The organism is Paenibacillus sp. FSL K6-1096 (assembly GCF_037977055.1).
Lineage (GTDB): Bacteria > Bacillota > Bacilli > Paenibacillales > Paenibacillaceae > Paenibacillus_AQ.
This window is the reverse complement of sequence record NZ_CP150274.1, coordinates 2,042,781-2,062,065: the sequence shown is the minus strand read 5'-3', so window position 1 is coordinate 2,062,065 and position 19,285 is coordinate 2,042,781. Positions and strand designations below refer to the sequence as shown.

16 protein-coding genes are annotated in these 19,285 nt (G+C 54.9%); 15 read left to right on the top strand and 1 reads right to left on the bottom strand.

Annotated elements, in window-relative coordinates; translation table 11 throughout:
* The first annotated feature begins 75 nt into the window (after window positions 1-75).
* From MHI24_RS09015 to MHI24_RS08990, 6 genes are all read left to right on the top strand, one after another.
* Window positions 76-327: a post-transcriptional regulator gene (locus MHI24_RS09015; protein ID WP_340025303.1), complete on the top strand. Its 252-nt coding sequence runs from the start codon at window positions 76-78 to the stop codon at window positions 325-327.
* Between the two features lie 229 nt (window positions 328-556).
* Entirely contained in the window at window positions 557-1,810 is a 1,254-nt protein-coding gene (secD, locus tag MHI24_RS09010) for a protein translocase subunit SecD (RefSeq protein WP_340025302.1), read from the top strand.
* Window positions 1,800-2,699: a protein translocase subunit SecF gene (secF, locus tag MHI24_RS09005; protein WP_340025301.1), complete on the top strand. Its 900-nt coding sequence runs from the start codon at window positions 1,800-1,802 to the stop codon at window positions 2,697-2,699. Before secD ends, secF begins: the two co-directional genes overlap by 11 nt.
* Before the next feature lie 120 nt (window positions 2,700-2,819).
* Window positions 2,820-3,779 (top strand): cation diffusion facilitator family transporter, encoded by a 960-nt coding sequence (locus MHI24_RS09000; RefSeq protein WP_340025300.1) that lies wholly within the window; start codon window positions 2,820-2,822, stop codon window positions 3,777-3,779.
* 26 nt (window positions 3,780-3,805) lie between these two features.
* Window positions 3,806-6,205 carry a single-stranded-DNA-specific exonuclease RecJ gene (recJ, locus tag MHI24_RS08995; protein ID WP_340025299.1) on the top strand — a complete coding sequence of 800 codons (2,400 nt, stop codon included), beginning with the start codon at window positions 3,806-3,808 and terminating at the stop codon, window positions 6,203-6,205.
* A gap of 105 nt (window positions 6,206-6,310) precedes the next feature.
* Window positions 6,311-6,829 carry an adenine phosphoribosyltransferase gene (locus tag MHI24_RS08990; protein ID WP_340025298.1) on the top strand — a complete coding sequence of 173 codons (519 nt, stop codon included), beginning with the start codon at window positions 6,311-6,313 and terminating at the stop codon, window positions 6,827-6,829.
* 98 nt (window positions 6,830-6,927) lie between these two features.
* Here MHI24_RS08990 and uraA read toward each other — a convergent pair whose 3' ends face one another.
* Window positions 6,928-8,238, bottom strand: coding sequence for a uracil permease (gene uraA, locus MHI24_RS08985; protein ID WP_340025297.1), 1,311 nt, complete (start codon window positions 8,236-8,238; stop codon window positions 6,928-6,930).
* Between the two features lie 324 nt (window positions 8,239-8,562).
* Here uraA and MHI24_RS08980 point away from each other — a divergent pair, with 324 nt between their 5' ends.
* From MHI24_RS08980 to MHI24_RS08940, 9 genes are all read left to right on the top strand, one after another.
* A complete protein-coding gene (locus MHI24_RS08980) occupies window positions 8,563-10,743 on the top strand; it encodes a bifunctional (p)ppGpp synthetase/guanosine-3',5'-bis(diphosphate) 3'-pyrophosphohydrolase (RefSeq protein WP_340025296.1) in 2,181 nt (726 codons plus the stop codon).
* A gap of 28 nt (window positions 10,744-10,771) precedes the next feature.
* Entirely contained in the window at window positions 10,772-11,215 is a 444-nt protein-coding gene (gene dtd, locus MHI24_RS08975) for a D-aminoacyl-tRNA deacylase (protein ID WP_340025295.1), read from the top strand.
* 214 nt (window positions 11,216-11,429) lie between these two features.
* Window positions 11,430-11,585, top strand: a complete 156-nt coding sequence (locus MHI24_RS08970) for a hypothetical protein (protein ID WP_340025294.1) — start codon at window positions 11,430-11,432, stop codon at window positions 11,583-11,585.
* A gap of 124 nt (window positions 11,586-11,709) precedes the next feature.
* Window positions 11,710-12,216, top strand: a complete 507-nt coding sequence (locus tag MHI24_RS08965) for a type 1 glutamine amidotransferase domain-containing protein (RefSeq protein ID WP_340025293.1) — start codon at window positions 11,710-11,712, stop codon at window positions 12,214-12,216.
* 38 nt (window positions 12,217-12,254) lie between these two features.
* Window positions 12,255-12,716, top strand: a complete 462-nt coding sequence (locus MHI24_RS08960) for a hypothetical protein (protein WP_340025292.1) — start codon at window positions 12,255-12,257, stop codon at window positions 12,714-12,716.
* A gap of 1,184 nt (window positions 12,717-13,900) precedes the next feature.
* A complete protein-coding gene (hisS, locus tag MHI24_RS08955) occupies window positions 13,901-15,160 on the top strand; it encodes a histidine--tRNA ligase (protein ID WP_340025291.1) in 1,260 nt (419 codons plus the stop codon).
* Window positions 15,161-15,202: 42 nt separating this feature from the next.
* A complete protein-coding gene (gene aspS / locus MHI24_RS08950) occupies window positions 15,203-16,981 on the top strand; it encodes an aspartate--tRNA ligase (protein ID WP_340025290.1) in 1,779 nt (592 codons plus the stop codon).
* A 19-nt stretch (window positions 16,982-17,000) separates the two neighbouring features.
* On the top strand, window positions 17,001-17,759 hold the full coding sequence (locus tag MHI24_RS08945) for a tRNA threonylcarbamoyladenosine dehydratase (protein ID WP_340025289.1): 759 nt from the start codon (window positions 17,001-17,003) through the stop codon (window positions 17,757-17,759).
* 128 nt (window positions 17,760-17,887) lie between these two features.
* Window positions 17,888-19,189: an NCS2 family permease gene (locus MHI24_RS08940; RefSeq protein WP_340025288.1), complete on the top strand. Its 1,302-nt coding sequence runs from the start codon at window positions 17,888-17,890 to the stop codon at window positions 19,187-19,189.
* Window positions 19,190-19,285: the final 96 nt, after the last annotated feature.

Here is a 19,285-nt window from a genome sequence, read left to right as displayed (position 1 = left end):
AGGAAAGCGGGAAGGCAGGGTCGAATACGTACCACTGAGCATACATAAATGAGGAATCTTTGGAGGTGCTTACACGTGGAATCGCAGCCATGGACATATGACGAGCTTAGTGAAGAAATCGAGGCCATGTGCATCAGCAAAGCGGAGGAATTCCGTCTCCTCGGCTATGAATATGTGACCGGTAAGGATATTTGGGAGTGTGTCAGCCGGAATTACGGCAAGGAGGGAATGCCTCCCCTGCACCGGCTTGTCAATGATATTTATTCGCTGAAATCAAGCAGTTATATGAATTATCTGACCATTGCCGCCTACAGGGGACTGAATTGAGAACTGCTGTGCCTGAAGACGAATTTTCTTTTTGCAAACGGGTACGCGAAGCAGTAAAGTAAGGAAGGAGTCTGAATAACCTGTCCTATCAAACGGAGGATCTCTCGCCTGCAGCAGACCGGCCGTTTCTTTGTGTGAAGCCTGCGCCGTCATTCCGCCTGAATTGACGGTCATTTCGCACGTAGCTATAATAGGAATATTGAGTAATGAAAGGGGAACTAGCTAGAGCATGAAGAGAATGTTGAGCTTTATCCTTACCGTGGTCGTTCTAACCGGCGTCATGGTATTTACAACTCCCGGGCTGCTGGAGCGGGTCCGTCTGGGTCTTGACCTTAAGGGCGGATTCGAGATTCTGTACCACGCAGAGCCAATGGATACGGGAGGCACTCTGACCCGGGCTTCACTGCAGAAAACGGCAGAGAGTCTGGAGAAACGCGCTAATGCACTCGGAACAAGCGAGCCTGAGGTAACCACCGAAGGGACCGACCGCATCCGTCTGAAGATTGCGGGCGTTACCGACGAAGCTGAGGTCCGCAAGAAAATGAAAGAGCCGGCAGTACTGACGTTCCGCAGTGCCGCTGAAGGCGATGCGCCTGGAACATTCAGCAAGATCGAACTTGTGGGCAGTGATTTTGTTGAAGGTGCGGCAGAGGTGCAACGCGATAATCTGAACCGCCCCGAAATCAGCATCTCCATCAAAAACAAGGATAAATTCGCAGAAATAACCAAGCGGCTGCTGGGTAAACAGCTTGCCATTTATCTGGATGATACATTGCTGTCCGACCCTCCTTATGTGAGAGCAGTTCTTACGGATGGTAAAGCATCCATCTCCGGGGGATACACATTAGATGAAGCCCGTGAGATTGCAGATACGATTAACCTGGGTGCCCTGCCGCTGAAGCTGACAGAGAAGTACTCCCAGAGCGTAGGCGCTACACTCGGTAAGCAGTCCCTGGAAGAGACCGTCAGAGCCGGTATTGTCGGGTCTGTTATTATTCTGATCTTCATGATTGCCATGTACCGGCTTCCGGGCGTACTGGCCAGCTTCGCGCTGATCCTGCACACCTGGCTGCTGATTCTCGTCTTTGTACTGGCTGACTTTACGCTAACCCTGCCTGGTGTGGCCGCGTTCATTCTCGGGATCGGGATGGCGGTCGATGCCAACATCATTACCAACGAACGGATTAGAGAAGAAATGCGCAGCGGCAAGGGCATTATGTCCTCTGTCAAAGCAGGGAACAAGACCTCCTTCCGTACTGTTATGGATGCGAATATCACCACGATTATCGTAGCAGCGGTTATGTTCGCCTTCGGTACAGGTGCGGTAAAAGGCTTCGCGCTGATTCTGATCGTGGAAATTGTGCTCAGTATCGTGACAAACCTTTATTTTGCCCATTGGCTGCTGACTGTGCTGGTTAAAGCCGGAGCACTCAAGAAGCCGAAGCAATTTGGGGTAAAGGAGGGTGACATCAGTGCGCTTTAAGAAAGAGATTGATTTCGTACATTTAAGCAAGTATTTCTATATTTTCTCCATTGCCCTGACTGTGGCAGGACTGGTCTTCCTGGCGACCTTCGGCCTGAATTACAGCGTTGACTTCAAGGCCGGGTCCAATGTGGACGTAGCTCTGTCCAAGAGCCTTACGCTGGAGCAGCTTCAGCCGGCGCTGAAGGATGCGGGTGTAGAGCATGAGCCGACGGTTACTGTCGGCGACAAGCGGGTCAATATCCGCTACGACCAGGAGCTAAATGATACACAGAGCGAGGCGCTCAAGCAGTCGATCAACAAGCTGGATGACAAGGCCTCCTTCGAGATCAATACGGTGGATACCGAAATGGCGAAGGAACTGGCCCGCAATGCGATCTATTCGGTGCTGCTGTCCAGTATCGGGATTATTATCTATGTAAGCATCCGCTTTGAATGGCGTTTTGCGCTGGCATCCATTGTGGCGCTGCTTCATGACGCATTCATGGTCGTGGCTGTCTTCTCCATCTTCCGCCTGGAAGTAGACATCACCTTCATTGTCGCGGTGCTGACCATTATCGGTTACTCCATCAATGATACGATCGTTATCTTTGACCGGATCCGTGAGAATCTGCGCTTCGGCAAACAGAAGACGTATGAGGATCTGAAGCATCTGGTTAACCAAAGTGTCATGCAGACGCTCATGCGTTCCCTGTATACCGCCTTTACTGTATTTATTGCCGCGTTCTTCCTGCTGATTATGGGCGGCGAGTCCATCCGGATGTTCTCGCTGGCGATGGTTATCGGCCTGCTCTTCGGAGCCTATTCGTCGATCTTCATTGCAAGCCCGCTCTGGCTGCTACTGAAGAAGAGCCAAAAGCCAGCGGCGAAGAGCCCGGCCAAAGCCTAACACCCGGTTGTTCCATCAGCCGCGTCAGTAGCGACGCGGCTTTTCGGAATCTTTGGATCAGGATATCAAAGCTTAATCATCATCATGAGTTTACCTGCTAGTGGCAAGGAGGGCCTCGTTATGAATGACAAACAATCACCCCGGAAGGAAACGGTTATCTGGACCGGAATCCTTAGCGATATAGCACTGGCAGTAGCCAAAGGCGGTGTCGGTTATCTGTCGGGCAGCAAGGCGTTGATGGGGGACGCCATCTATTCCGCATCAGATGCCGCCGCCAGGCTGGCAGGGGTTATTCCGTGGCATCCGAAGCAGAATGGCAAGGCTGGTTCTATACGCAGCCAGGCTAAGCAAGGGAACAATGAGCCGCTGGCGGCCATTCTGTTCTCTGTGCTGATTCTGATGGGCGGGCTGCAGGTTGTCTTCTCGGCGATTCGTGATCTGACCAGAGGCCATTTATCCGCACCCGGGCAATCGGCGCTTGCCGCTGTCCTGCTGTGCATTGTATTTAAAGAGGCCGTATTCCAATACCAGTACCGTTATTTCAAGAAGAAGGGCGACGGCAGCCATGCAGCTTATGCTGACAGCCACCGGTTCAGCCTGTATACATCAATTACCGTATTCATCGGAATTGCCCTGGCCATGACGGGAGGGTATATGAACTGGCATCCTCTGGTCTATCTGGACCCGGTTGCCGCACTGCTCACCGGTGGTCTGATTCTCCGCAAAGGCTATTCCTTAATTACATCTTCTGTCTACAGCAAGAAGCTGCAGGAGCTTCCATCCGAGGAAGCGGCCAGCTTCATAGAGACGGTTCAGCGTGTGCACGGGGTTATCCGTATTGAGCAGCTCCGGGCGCTGGAGGAAGGCAGTTATGTGAATCTGCATGTGAAGATCAGTGTGAATCCGCGGATCAGCGTGCTGGAAGCCCAGGATATCTCGGAATGCGCCCGGAAGCTGCTCCAGCACCGGTTTGTGCATGTCGGGGAGGTTCATATGGAGGTTGTGCCGTATGACCCGGGTTATCCGTACAAAAGCAATCATGAGCTTGTGGACAACGATATTCCCACGCTGCTCCAGTAGTCTGCAAGAGAGAAAGGTGTGCTGGCGTGCTTCATTCCAAAACAACATGGCAATCTCCGGCAGCTGATCCCGGCAGGATTCGGGAATTGGCCCGGAGCCTTTCTATTTCTCCGCTCCTGTCCTCGCTGCTGGTGCAAAGAGGCATGGATACCGCCGGCAAGGCGCTGGAATTCATGGATGGCGGAGCGGAAGATAGACATGATCCCTTCCTGCTTAGCGGAATGGCCGAGGCTGTGCCGCGGATACGCAAGGCGCTGGAAGAGGAAGAACATATCCTGGTATATGGGGACTATGATGCGGACGGTGTGTCCAGCACAGCGCTGATGATCTATCTTCTGCGCCATCTGGGCGCGTCGTTTGACATTTATATCCCGCACCGGTCCAATGAAGGTTACGGACTACATAATCATGCGCTGGACTGGGCGCTGCAGCAGGGTGTATCCCTGGTGATTACTGTAGATACTGGTATCAGCGCCTATCATCAGATTGCCTATGCTTCTACGCTTGGAATCGATGTTATTGTTACCGATCATCATGAGCCGCCCGAGCTGCTGCCCGAGGCTTATGCGCTGATCAACCCGAAGCTGCCGCATTGCCCGTATCCGTTCAAGGGGCTGGCCGGTGTCGGAGTGGCCTATAAGCTGGCTGAGGCCCTGCTGGGCAACGGAGTTCCCGAGGAATGGTGCGAGATTGCCGCAATCGGCACTGTAGCTGATCTGATGCCGCTGGTTGGGGAGAACCGCAGTCTGGTGCGCAGAGGCCTGAGCAGTATGAGGCATTCTATGTTCCCTGGAGTCCGGGCCTTGCTTGCAGTCAGCGGAATTACGATGAATACTGTCAGCGCTGTCAATATTGCCTTCGGTATGGCACCGCGTATTAATGCCAGCGGAAGGCTTGATCATGCAGGCCGTGCGGTAACGCTGCTTACGACAGATGCGGCGGAGGAGGCGGAGCAGCTTGCTGCCGAGCTGGACCTGCTGAACAAGGAACGCCAGCAGGTGGTGGAGAGAATCGTTCAGGAGGCAACGGCCAAGCTGGAGGAGCGGATCAGCCGCACCGGGCTGCCGGACATTATTGTGCTGGCTGAACAGGGCTGGAATGTGGGCGTAGTCGGGATTGTCGCCTCCAAGCTGCTGGAACGTTATTACCGTCCGGTCATTATTCTGGATATTCACCCGGATACCGGAATGTGCAAGGGCTCGGCCCGGTCTATTCCGGGACTGGACATCTATGCAGCCTTATCCTCCTGCGCTGAGCTGATGGACCACTTCGGCGGCCACCCGGCTGCTGCGGGCATGAGCCTGCCGCAGGAGAAGCTGGAGGCCTTCGATGAGGCGCTGAATGCCTATGCGGCAGCTGTCCTGACGCCGGAGGACTTCATAGCCGTTACGGCTGCGGACGGCGAGGTGTCCATCGCCGATCTGACGCTGCAGGCCGCGCTTGAACTGGAACGGCTGGCTCCGTTCGGCATGGCCAATCCGCTGCCGCGGTTCATTCTGCGCGGAGCTGCTGTGAAGGAGACCCGCAGGATGGGCCAGGAGAGCAAGCATCTGAAGCTTGTACTCCAGCAGGGCCGGCTGCAGATTGAAGCAGTCGCCTTCGGTAAGGGCCCGCTGGCTGACCTGCTGCCCGCAGGTACAGAGGTGGATGTACTCGCGGAGCTGTCGGTCAATGAATGGAACGGCTCCCGCAAGCCTCAGCTGATGCTGCAGGATCTTGCGGTGCCGAAGGCACAGCTGTTCGACCTGCGCGGCACAGCCGATGCCGTCAAGCAGGCTGTGCAGCTGGAAGCGCTGCTTCAGACCTATAGCGGCAAGCCCGGGAGGAGCGCTGCGGTGTTCCAGAACAGCCGGACAAGCCCGCTGCGTGAGCTGAAGGGGATGTCTCTCTGGGTGTACGAGGAAGGCGGAGGGATTACTCCGCTTCACCAGCCGGAAGGCGGGGGAGGGGCAGCGGAGGTCACGCTGCTCTGTCTGCTGGATATGCCGGAGTCTCCCGAGCAGCTGGAGGCATTATTCACTGCTTTTCCCGGAGCGGAGAATATTGCTCTGCTGCATTCCATCCGTGACGGGCGCGACCGGCTGCAGATTCCGACACGCGAGCATTTCGCAACATTATATAAATGGATTGCTTCGATAGCGGCTACTCCTACGCCTGAGCCTGAAGTGCTGCGGCGGCTGAGCCGCCAGTCCGCATTGGGTGCGCGTATGCTGAACCGGATGCTTGATGTGTTCGCTGAGCTTGATTTCATTGACCGCAGCGGCGGGAAGATTACGTTCGTGCCTCAGCCGGCGGCCAAGAGTCTTACGGCGTCAGAGCATTTCATCAGACTGGGCAAGACCGCCGAAATGGAGCAGTATTTCATGGAAGGCAGCCGCAGCGAGCTGCAGGAGTTCATGCTGTCACGCCGCTTGGGCGCCTCATAGACAGCTTGGAGTACAGAAGTTAGCAGGTTATACTGTAGTTTGAGTAAGTGTGTTCGGAGTTATTTCAGTGAGGCTAAGCTCACAAACTTTTAGGAGATGATGACGTTGGATTTCAAAGACAAGATTCGAGTGATCCCCGATTTTCCCCAGGCTGGAATCAGCTTCAAGGATATTACTACACTGCTGATGGACGGGGAGTCCTACCGCAGCGCCATCGACGAGCTGAAGAAGCTGGTAGCCCATCTGGAGATTGATGTGATTGCCGGACCGGAGGCGCGCGGCTTCGTTGTGGGTGCACCGCTGGCATACGCGCTGGGCGTTGGCTTCGTGCCGATCCGTAAGAGCGGCAAGCTGCCTTACGAGACGATTGAAGCAGGTTATGCGCTGGAATACGGCAAGGATACTCTTGCTATGCATACCGATGCGATCAAACCGGGTCAGAAGGTGCTGATTGCAGATGATCTGCTCGCGACCGGCGGTACGATTGCTACCTCGGTTAATCTGGTGCAGCAGCTCGGCGGCGAAGTGGTTGGCGCTGCGTTCCTGATTGAATTGACGGCTCTGGCCGGCCGGAGCAAGCTGTCAGACATTGAGGTTGTTACGCTGCTCACTTACGAGGATTAATACCGCCGGAATAACTTTTCCCGGGAAATATAAAGCGGACTGCTGTCGAATGAAGACAGCAGTCCGCTTTTTTGCAGCTGAATCTGAATTGAATGGTTCTAGTGAGCGGACTTCTCCGCTTCCTGTTCATTGGATAAGCCCAGGACCTCAATCAGCTTGAAGAGCAGGGCGAGCACCATCCCGACAAGCGTTGCCAACGCCATCCCTTTCAGCTCAACGCCGCCAAGCTTGAGGGAGATGCCGCTGATGCCTACCACGAGGACAAGCGTAGCCAGAATCATGTTGGTTGCCTTGGAGAAATCCACCTTCTGCTCTACGAAGATCCGCAGACCCGAAGCCGCAATCACGCCGAACAGCAGCAGGGAGACACCGCCCATGACCGGCGTAGGAATATTGGCAATGACCGAGGAGAAGGTCCCGGAGAAGGACAGCACGATTGCGATAACAGCAGCTCCGGCGATGACATATACCGAGTACACTTTGGTCAGCGCCATAACGCCGATATTTTCACCGTAGGTTGTATTAGGTGTAGAACCGACGAAGCCCGAGAGTACTGTAGAGATCCCGTTACCCATCAGCGAGCGGTCCAGCCCCGGATCTTTGGTCAGATCCTTGCCGACAATATTACTGGTTACCAGCAAATGGCCGATATGCTCAACAATAACAACCAGCGATACGGGAATGATCGTCAAGATAACCTGCCAGCTGAAGGAGGGGGTAATAATGGTCGGATGGGAGAGGAAGCTTGCTTCCGAGATGGCGCTTGTATTCACCTGACCCAGGATATAAGCGAGTACGTAACCGGTAACGATACCGATGAGGATGTGGATGATTTTGGGGAAGCCGCGGAATAACACGGAGCCGAGAACCGTTACGCCAAGCGTGACAAGCGACAGGGTAATGGCTTTGCCGTCAGGCGTCCAGTCCGCCGCAGCCACGCCTTCAGGAGCGATCAGCCCGGCCATGCGTGCCGCAACAGGAACAAGCTCCAGTCCGATGGTAGCTACGATTGCACCCATAACCGCCGGAGGGAATACGACGTCAATCCAGCCGGTGCCGGCATAACGTACAATTAAAGCGACAAGAATAAAAATAACACCAGTAACAATAAAAGCGCCAAGTGCAAGCGAATATCCGCGCTCATGATCGCCGGCATGGTCATTGAGTACCAGAAGCACCGGGGAGATAAAGGCAAAGCTGGAACCCAAATAAGCAGGGATTTTGCCGCGGCAGATCAGAATATATAGCAGGGTGCCGATACCATTCATCAGCAGGATCATGCCGGGGTCTACCCCGAACAGGTTAGGAACCAGCACCGTGCTGCCGAACATGGCGAACAGATGCTGAAGACTCAGGAGGAAGCCCGGGCCCCAAGGGAGTCTCTCATTAACTTGAATTTCGCGTTGCAATGGAGTTCACTTCTCTTTCTGATCTGAATTTGTGGTTCGCTTGACATTTGTAATTCTGTCTACTTCCAAACCGCCTTTACTAGATTAAATAGATCGGCGGATTTTTACAACAACATTTTTGCCTGCGCCACAAAATTGTCTTTTCTTGGCCCTTTCGCTGACAGGAATCCCACGCTATGCCAAGTGTTGACGGAATCCCTCGCAAGCGTCATAATTATAGACAACTTTAACCTGAGTGTTACTTCCGCCGGGATATATGGAACCTGCAAATTCTGCATCCTTGCGGGTTCATTTTATTATAGAAGGGAAACGGATACGACGAGAATGGGCATAGAGCAATTAACCGAAAAGGCTGGCGCCTATATAAAAGAAAAAGATCTTCTCCGCATCCGTGAGGCTTACGAATTTGCCGACCAGGCACATCATGGGCAGATCCGCAAATCGGGGGAGCCGTATATTCTGCACCCGCTGGCGGTTGCAGATATTGTCGTCAATATGCAGATGGATGTCATCTCCATTATTGCAGCGCTGCTGCATGATGTGGTGGAGGATACGACCGTGTCCCTGGAGCAGATCCGCGAGAAATTCGGCGATACCTGCGCGATGCTGGTGGACGGCCTGACCAAGCTGGAACGCATCCGCTTCCGCTCGAAGGAAGAGCAACAGAACGAGAATTACCGCAAAATGTTCATCGCTATGGCCCAGGACATCCGGGTCATTGTGATCAAGCTGGCAGACCGGCTGCACAACATGCGCACGCTCAAATACCAATCGGAAGAGAGCCAGCGCCGGATTTCCTATGAGACGCTGGAGATTTTCTGTCCCATTGCCGACCGGCTCGGGATCTCTGCCATCAAATGGGAGATGGAGGACATTGCCCTCCGTTACCTGAATCCGCAGCAGTACTACCGCATTGCCAATCTTGTACACAAGAAGCGGGCCGAACGCGAGCAGTTCATCGACAGTGTCATCAGCCGCATCCGCGCCAAGCTGGACGAAATGGGCATTGAAGGCGACCTGTCAGGACGCCCGAAGCATATCTATAGTGTCTATAACAAGATGAACACGAAGAACAAGCAGTTCAACGAAATCTATGATCTGCTGGCCATCCGCATTATCGTGGACAACATCAAGGATTGTTATGCCACACTCGGCATTATTCATACTCTTTGGAAGCCGATGCCCGGCCGGTTCAAGGATTATATTGCTATGCCCAAGGCCAATATGTACCAGTCATTGCATACAACAGTGGTAGGCCCGGGCGGGGAGCCGACCGAGGTCCAGATCCGGACATGGGAGATGCACCGTACCGCTGAATTCGGGATTGCCGCCCACTGGGCATATAAGGAAGGCAACAGCAATAACGTGAACCCGGAGAACCGGATGCCGTTCTTCCGCGAGATTCTGGAGCTTCAGCATGAAGCCAAGGATGCGGAGGAATTCGTAGAATCGCTGAAGATGGATTTCTTCTCCGATCTGGTCTTCGTCTTCACGCCAAAGGGCGAGGTGGTGGAGCTGCCAGCCGGCTCTGTGCCGCTGGACTTCGCGTTCCGCATTCATACCGAGGTCGGCAACCGGACGATCGGCGCCAAGGTGAACGGGCGGATTGTGCCGCTGGACCATAAGCTGAAGACCGGGGATATCGTGGAGATTCTAACCTCGAAGAACTCGTACGGGCCGAGCCGCGACTGGCTGAAGATTGCCCAATCCTCCCATGCGCGCAGTAAGATCAAGCAATGGTTCAAGAAGGAGAAGCGCGAGGAGAACGTGGAGAAGGGCCGCGAGGCGATCGAACGCGAGCTGAAGCGCTTGAACGTGGAGGTCTCCGACTGGCTGACAGAGGATAAATTGTCGGAGGCGGCGAAGAAGTTCGCCTTCAACGATGTGGAGGATATGCTGTCCGCTGTCGGCTTCGGCGGGATTACCGCCGCCCAGATTGCCTCCAAGCTGACGGAGAAGCTGCGTAAGGAGCAGGAGGAGGCCGCAGGCCACCTGGAGCTGACCTCCCAGATGAAGGAGATCAAATCTACCGGGGAGAAGCGTAACCAGCCAACCAACGGAGTGCGTGTCAAGGGCATCGACAATCTGCTCGTACGCTTCGCGCGATGTTGTAATCCTGTTCCAGGCGATGACATTGTCGGCTATGTCACCCGCGGACGCGGCGTATCGGTGCACCGTGAGGATTGCCCGAATATTCCGTCCGAGGGCGAAGGGGAAGAGGCTGCACGTGTGATCGAAGTGGAATGGGAAGGCAGCATGGAGTCCAATTACAGTGTCGATATTGAGATTACCGGCCATGACCGCAACGGCCTCCTGAATGAGGTGCTGCAGGCGGTGTCGGAGAGTAAGACGAATATATCGGCGGTGACCGGACGCTCCGACAAGAACAAGATGGCCATGATCCATATGACGATTCTGATCCGCAATACGGATCATCTGCAGTCTGTGGTCGATAAAGTGAAGCGGGTCAAGGATGTATATACCGTGAACCGTATTATGCAATAGGTGTTAGGGCAAGGAGCTGAACGATGAGATGAGAGTGGTTGTACAGCGCTGCAAGAGCGCGAGTGTGACCGTAGACGGGACCGTGACCGGCGCTATAGGAGAAGGGCTGATGCTGCTGGTCGGCATCACCCATGAGGATACCGAGAAGGATGCCAAGTATCTGGCGGAGAAGGTGGCGGGACTAAGGATTTTTGAGGATGCTGCCGGTAAAATGAACCACAGCGTCACAGAGGCCGGCGGGGCCATTCTGTCGGTCTCCCAGTTCACGCTGTACGGGGACTGCCGCAAGGGCAGACGTCCCAACTTCATGGCTGCGGCGGCTCCGGCGGAGGCAGAGCGGCTCTACGACTATTTCAACCAGCAGCTGCGGGCCGGCGGTCTGCAGGTGGAGACTGGTGTGTTCGGCGCGATGATGGATGTCGCCCTGACCAACTGGGGCCCGGTCACCCTGCTGCTGGACAGCCGGGGCTAACGATATTGGCTTGACGATGAAGGACTCTACATATTTGTAGGGTCCTTTTTGGATGATAAGAATTTATATGTTTTGGGGTCCCCGCAAAGTACCTGAGTCACCACCTGCGCTAAAGCTCCACTTTGTGGGGTTATTTTGCGTCGGGATAGCAGCAACGCTGGATGGTTAGACTATGGAAGTAACCATTATTCACAAGTTGCGGGGAGTTCAGCGTATGAGACAATCACCAAAAGCATGGATATGGAACACATTGCAGGGCCATATGGCAGGTTCAGGGACGGAAGCGGCAGCCACAGCCAAAGCGGTTGAAGGACAGCAGGAGCTGCAGGGACTTCAGGCAATGCGCCGCAGCCTTATGCCCCGTACTTAAGGTGCGGAGGCGCTCCGGGTTTGTTGTTTTTTTGCATGGAACGGGCAGAGCTGGTTATAAAGCGGAGGAATGCGGGTAATAGAATCACGAGAACAGAATAGCACAGAGAGGAGATCATCATCTCATGAGTAAAGTAGCATTTCTGCTCGCAAATGATTTTGAAGACTCGGAAATGAAGGTTCCTTATGAAGAGGTGCTGCAGGCAGGGCATCAGGCAGAGATTATCGGTCTGAAGAAGCATGAGACCCTGCACGGCAAACAAGGAAGCGTATCCTATACAGCCGATAAGGCGATCAGTGAGGTCAAGGCCGGAGACTATGATGCTGTGGTCATACCGGGCGGCTCTTCTCCGGAGAATCTTCGTCTAAGCCCTGACATTCTGCAGTTTGTCCAAGAGGCGGACGGCGCAGGCAAGCCGATTGCCGCCATCTGTCACGGGCCGCAGATCCTGATCAGCGCCGATCTGCTGAAAGGCCGCACACTCACCTCCTATCCGCCGCTGAAGGATGACCTGATCAATGCCGGGGCGGAGTTCAAGGATGAAGAGGTTGTCGTGGACGGCAATTATATTACATCACGCACACCCAAGGATGAGCCCGCATTTGTGCGTGAGCTGCTTAAGGTGTTGTAATACAAGCGTTTACACAAACCTTATGGGAGGGATTAACAATGACTAAGAGAATCCAAGCCTATTTCAGTACGGAAGATGCAGCAGAAGGTGCCAAGACAGCATTAATTCCTTACGGTGTAGAAGGAGTGGAGGTATCCGCCTTAACGGCTCCTCTGGATAACGGAGGACGGAACCGGCGCAATATCCTGATCCCGCTGGCTCCCTATAACACGGCTACAACCGGCGCTGGAGGCGTATACGCGGCAGGAGGCGCTTCCACCCCGGCTACAGGAGCGGCGATTGTTCCTGCCATCGCGGATATCGACGGTCCGGACCGTCCGGATGAGGTACGTGCGGAGGAAGCGGATTTAGAAGGCGAGGTTCGTGACGGCGATGAGCTGAAGAACAGCGACCTGGAGCATCTGAACTATGTGATGGATCTCAAGGTAGCGGAGAACCAGTTCAATGATGTTGTGAATGCCCTGCGCCGCAAGCAGGCGTATGTTGAGGTCTTTGATTAAGCAGCAGCCTGCTTGATCTAGAAATATAATGTAGAGCTCCAGTCTTCCGCTTGGGAGGCTGGAGCTTTTTTTAAATATAAGAATTTATATGTTCCACACGATAACTTATCCTTATATTTCTCGCTGAAACGGGTGCCGTCCTTAATAAGGACGGCATAGCCGTTTCCACTTGAAATAGCCGCTTCTACTTGTAGACAAGGATTAAGAGATGGTGTAACCTATTGTGTAGATTGGATTAGCTTGTGTTCTGGACAACTTTATGAAACGCTTTCTTTTCTGTAATGTAACTGTAATACTACATACATGTTTCCTTAATATAGCGTGTTTATAATAGAAGCATGACCCCCTTTTTTATAATATATGACGATGGACCTGCAGCAATCGGCTGCAGGTCACTTTTTTGTTATGAGGGTTTTGGAGCAAGAGGGAGTGCCAGCACAAGCAGAGTGAAGCGGACTGTGAAGCGCCTATTTGTCCCAAAATCCTTACCATGAGGGCAGAGGAGGACTGACATTCCGTTATTATGTTGATTTGAGCAGATCGTGAGGCATATGTGGGTGTATAACTGAATCAGGGTCCGGTTAATGCGTGAATATGACATTTTTGGCCCAATAGCGGAATCTCAGTCCTTTAAGCTTAACGATCGCTGGGTGGCAGTGGCACAGTGGTTACCGTGGTCCGGTGGGCCGAACTAGGCCGAACTGTGCCGAACTGTGCCGAACTTGGTCACAGCGTAATTAATTCAATCCTTGACTTTAGCGCAGTGGTTCAGTAGAATCTAACAGTATACGGTAAGTTATATTGTATTTGATGACGGGACCAAGTAATCCGTAGCCCACAACCCCAGAGAGGAATCCCGCAGATCGCGTAGCTGTCCAGTTTAGGACGGAACAGACGCTGATCCGCATGGCTGTAAGGATTCTGTTGATGAACGGATGAATGACCTCCCCGAGAACGCACGGCGAAAGCAGGCTGATTGTTGGCCTACAGTCAGTAGCCGGTTGCGCGTAGGCGGGCGTTAACCGCTTAGAGCGGATCTGAAGCAGCAGCTGCTGAAGTCCGGAATGTGGGTGGTACCACGGGTGAATTATCGGTTAGTATAATCCCTCGTCCCTGTTTGCAAGTTGAACAGGCGCGGGGGATTTTTTGCTGTGCTAAGGGGTTATTTTCAGGAGGGATAGGCTGTGGCTAAAGAAAGATTCGAGAAACCTACCGGTACGCAGGATGTGCTTCCGGGTGCAGTGGAGAAGTGGCAGGTCGTAGAGGCCAAGGCGAGAGAGCTCTGCCGCCGCTTCAATTACCGGGAGATCCGCACACCGATGTTCGAGCATACCGGGCTGTTCGAGCGCGGAGTAGGCGAAACGACGGACATTGTAGAAGGAGAGATGTACACCTTCAAGGACAAGGGCGACCGCGATCTGGCGCTGCGTCCTGAAGGGACTGCCGGCGTTGTGCGCGCCTATGTCCAGAACAAGCTCTACGGGGAGCCGGATGTCAGCAAGCTGTATTATATCGGGCCGATGTTCCGTTATGAGCGTCCGCAGGCGGGCCGATACCGCCAGTTCCACCAGTTCGGGATTGAGGCGTTTGGTGCTGTAGACCCGGCTATTGATGCGGAAGTCATCTCGCTGGGGTATCAGTTCTATATTGATCTGGGGCTGAAGGATGTACGGGTGGAGCTGAATTCCGTCGGCAACGCGCCGAGCCGGGCAGCCTACCGCGAGAAGCTGCTGAATTTCCTGAGACCGATGAGAGAGAGCCTGTGCAGTGACTGCCAGCGGCGGATGGAGCGCAACCCGCTGCGCGTGCTGGACTGCAAGGTCGATCAGGACAAGTTCGGCGGGGCACCGTCCATTCTGGACAGTCTGGATGAGGAGTGCACCGAGCATTTTGCCAAGGTGAAGGGGCATCTCGATGTGATGGGGGTAGAGTACAGCGTGAATCCCCGTCTGGTACGCGGCCTAGATTATTACACGCATACAGCGTTTGAGTATAAAGCAGCAGGCATCGGCTCCATCGATACGGTGGGCGGCGGCGGCCGGTATAACGGTCTTGTGGAAGAGATCGGCGGACCGGATCAGCCGGGGATCGGCTTCGGGATTGGCCTGGAGCGGATTCTGCTGATTCTGGAGAATCAGGGCGTGGAGCTGGAAGCGGCGAAGCCGCTGGACGTCTACTTCATCGCACTGGGCGAGGCTGCCGATCTGGAGATTACGAAGCAGCTGTTCCACCTGCGCAGCCTTGGATTCTCTGCCGAGCGCGATTACCTCGGACGGAAGATGAAGGCGCAGATGAAGTCGGCGGACCGCATGGCAGCCCGGTATACAGCGATTCTCGGCGAGGACGAGCTCAATGGCGGCGTGATCGCGCTGAAGTCGATGGAGACCGGCGAGCAGCGGACCGTGAAGCTGGAAGAGCTGGCGCAGGCACTGATTCAGAATTAAGCGAGTATAGGTAATTTTAATCATGAAGGGGTAGGATAAAAGATGACCAGAAGTCATAACTGCGGACAATTAACGACAGCGAGCATCGGCGAGAAAGTAACACTGAACGGCTGGGTACAGACCCGCCGTGACCTTGGAGGCGTGCTGTTCATTGACCTGCGCGACCGGACAGGGATTGTACAGATTGTCTTCAACCCGGACTATTCCGGCGAAGCGCTGCAGATTGCCGATAAGGTGCGCAGTGAATACGTGCTGGCCGTGAGCGGTACGGTGGTGAAGCGCGATGAGGAGACCGTTAACCGCAACCTGCCGACCGGTGAGATTGAAGTGCAGATTACGGATATCGAAGTACTGAATGCGGCCAAGACACCGCCATTCTTCATCGAAGACGGGGTAGAGGTGGACGAATCCCTGCGTATGAAGTACCGCTACCTCGATCTGCGCCGTCCGGAGATGCACAAGACGCTGCTGCTCCGTTCCAAGGCGGCGAAGATTTTCCGTGACTTCCTGGATGGCGAGGGCTTCATTGATGTAGAGACTCCTATTCTGACCAAAAGCTCGCCGGAAGGCGCCCGTGACTATCTCGTGCCGAGCCGTGTGCATGAAGGCGAATTCTTCGCGCTGCCGCAGTCGCCGCAGATCTACAAGCAGCTGCTGATGGTCGGCGGCATCGAGCGTTATTACCAGATGGCCCGCTGCTTCCGCGACGAGGACCTGCGCGCTGACCGCCAGCCGGAATTCACCCAGTTCGACATCGAGACCTCGTTCATGCCGCAGGATGAGCTGCTGGCGATGATGGAGAAGCTGATGCAGCGCCTGCTGAAGGAGACGGTTGGGGTAGAGGTATCCGCACCGTTCCAGCGGCTGACCTATGCTGAAGCGATGGGCAAATACGGCTCGGACAAGCCGGACCTGCGCTTTGGTCTGGAGCTGGTAGAGATGAACGATATCGTTGCCGGGAGCGGCGTGAAGGTATTCGCTTCCGTGATTGAGAAGGGCGGAGAGGTGAAATGCCTCAACGCCAAGGGCTGCGGCACTTGGACCCGTAAGGAGATTGACGATCTCGGACCGTATGCGGCCCGTTACGGCGCGAAGGGACTGGCCTGGATTCAGGTCAAAGACGGCGAATTCAAGGGGCCGATCGTGAAGTTCTTCTCCGAAGAGGAGATCGCAGCCGTGAGAGAGCGTACCGGCGCTGAAGAAGGCGACCTGCTGTTGTTCTCCGCTGACACGAAGAAGGTAGTTGCGGATGTGCTTGGCGCACTGCGCCTGAAGATCGGCCGTCAGCTCGGTCTGATCGACGACAGTGTATTCAAATTCGCCTGGGTGACTGAGTTCCCGCTGCTCGGGTACGATGAAGACCAGAAGCGTTATGTGGCGGAGCATCACCCGTTCACACGCCCGATGGATGAAGACCTGCATCTGTTCGATACTGATCCGGGCGCAATCCGCGCGCAGGCGTATGACCTGGTGCTGAACGGCTACGAGGTAGGCGGCGGCTCCCAGCGTATCTACAAGCGTGACGTTCAGGAGAAAATGTTCAATGCGCTCGGCTTCACGCAGGAATTGGCTTATGAGAAGTTCGGCTATCTGATGGATGCCTTTGAATACGGCACGCCGCCACACGGCGGCATCGCGTTCGGCTTCGACCGTCTGATTATGCTGCTGGCCGGTCGTACCAATCTGCGCGAGACCATTGCCTTCCCTAAGACGGCAAGCGCTACAGACCTGCTGATGGATGCGCCGTCTCCGGTAGATGCCGGACAGCTGGAGCAGCTTCACATCAAGCTGGCGCCGAAGCCGGAGAAAGACAAGAAATAAATCATAGGAGGCTGACCTCATGCTGAATCAGTTCTCGCGTACAGAGCTGGCGATTGGGCCCGAAGGCCTGGCGGTCCTGAAGAACAGCACGGTTGCGGTGCTGGGGATCGGCGGCGTCGGCGCTATGGCGGTGGAGGCACTGGCCCGGACCGGCATCGGCCGGATTATCCTGATTGACAAGGATTCCGTGGACATTACCAACATCAACCGGCAGCTCCATGCGCTGACAACGACCATCGGCCAGAACAAAACCGATCTGATGGTCGAGCGCATCAAGCTGATTAATCCCGAGTGCGAAGCTATTGCGCTTAATATGTTCTACACCGAAGAGACCTATGAGGAGCTGTTCAAGTACAAGCTGGACTATGTCATTGACGCTTCGGATACAATTATCTATAAGATTCATCTGATTAAGGAATGTCTGGCCCGGAAGATCCCGATGATCTCCAGCATGGGGGCGGCCAACAAAATGGACCCGACCCGCTTCCAGGTGGCTGACATCTCCAAGACGACTGTGGACCCGATTGCCCGGGTGATCCGCACGAAGCTGCGCAAGGAAGGCATTAAGAAAGGAGTTAAGGTGGTATTCTCTACCGAGACTCCGGTGAAGCCGCGGGAGGATGTCACGGAGCAGATTGTTCCGGCGAATGCGCCCGACCGGCGCAAGGCGAAGCAGCCTCCGGCCAGCAACTCTTTTGTACCGCCTGTGGTCGGGCTGATTATGGTCAGTGTAACGGTACGTGAGCTGCTGGCTTCCGGCGGCATTACATTTGAATAAAGTCTAATCAGGATTGAAGATAAAAGGGTGTGTAGCCGGCTTCCGGCTGTATGCCCTTTTATTACGGCTTGAATTGGACATTATACAAGATGAACTTTAAGTTTACGTTCAATAGCGGAGGTTAAGACATGAAAGCGAAGTTTTGGCGGAATAGCCTGGGGATGGAGCCCGGCGACAACTGGAAACGGGAAGTGTCGGCCGGTATCCTGGCTTATTTTGCTTCAGTATATATTGTAATGGTCAATGCGGCGATTCTGCAGGATGCGGGGATGCCGCTGCGCGCCGGAATGGTTGCCACCCTTCTGACAGCGGTAACAGGCTGCCTGCTGATGGCGTTTGGCGGCAAAACACCGATTATCGTGGTCCCCGGCATGGGGATCAATGCTTTTTTCACTTATACCCTGGTGCATTCCATGAAGCTCGACTGGCGGGAAGCGCTGGCCGTGGTGGTGGTAACCGGAGTACTCTTTGCCGTCGTGGCCTTCACCTCGCTCTACCGCATTCTTAGCGATGCGATTCCGCATAACCTGCAGCATGCGATTACGGTGGGCATCGGGCTGTTCCTGACATTCATCGGCCTGCAAAAGAGCGGGATTGTCATTGCCCATGCCACCACCTTCGTCGCCATCGGGCATTTCAGCGATCCGGCCGTCATCACCTCGGTGGTTACGCTGCTGCTGGCACTGGTGCTGTTCATCCGTGGCACGCGCGGCGGCCTGCTGATCAGTATGATTGCGGGCACAGCCCTGGCTTATCTGCTGGGAGCGGCTCATCCCCCGCAGAGTACCGGCTCCGGGCATCTGTTCAGCGGGTATGGCGGGGTGTTCGCCGGCATGGACTGGAGCGGATGGATCAGCCTTGTCTTCTGGATTGCCGTGTTCCTGCTGCTGCTGATTGTGGTCTTCGAGAACATCGGCCTGATCTCTTCGCAGACGCTGATGGCCGGACGTCCCGAACGCTTCAAAAGCAGTCTGCGGGCGCTCTCCCTCGCCAACATTGCGGCAGGCCTGTTCGGCAGCAGCCCGGTGGTAGCCGCGGCGGAATCCACTGCCGGGATTGCTGCAGGCGGGCGCTCCGGCTTCACTTCGCTGGTCTCCGGCCTGCTCTTCGGCGCAACCTTCCTGTTCATCCCGCTGCTGGCTTATGTGCCCGACAGTGCCATCGCGCCCATCCTGATCGTTATCGGCGGGCTGATGGTGCAGAGTGTGCGGGAGATGGATTTTGCAGATATGACCGAGCTGTTCCCGGCGTTTCTCATTATGGTCATGATTCCCTTCACCTACAGCATTGTGGACGGGATGGCCTTCGGCTTCATCACCTACCCCGTAGTGAAGCTGGCTACAGGCAAGGGGAAGGAGGTTCCTCTGGCACTGTACGGCATCGCCGGCCTGTTCGTTGCCAACTTCGTGCTCCATGCGCTGATGGGCTGACCGCTGGAAGGAAAAGTATAGCGTTCCCTGTTCTGTTGTGATATGATGGACTGCTCACACAACTTAGGTGCATGCTTCCGAAGCGAGTTATGCTCG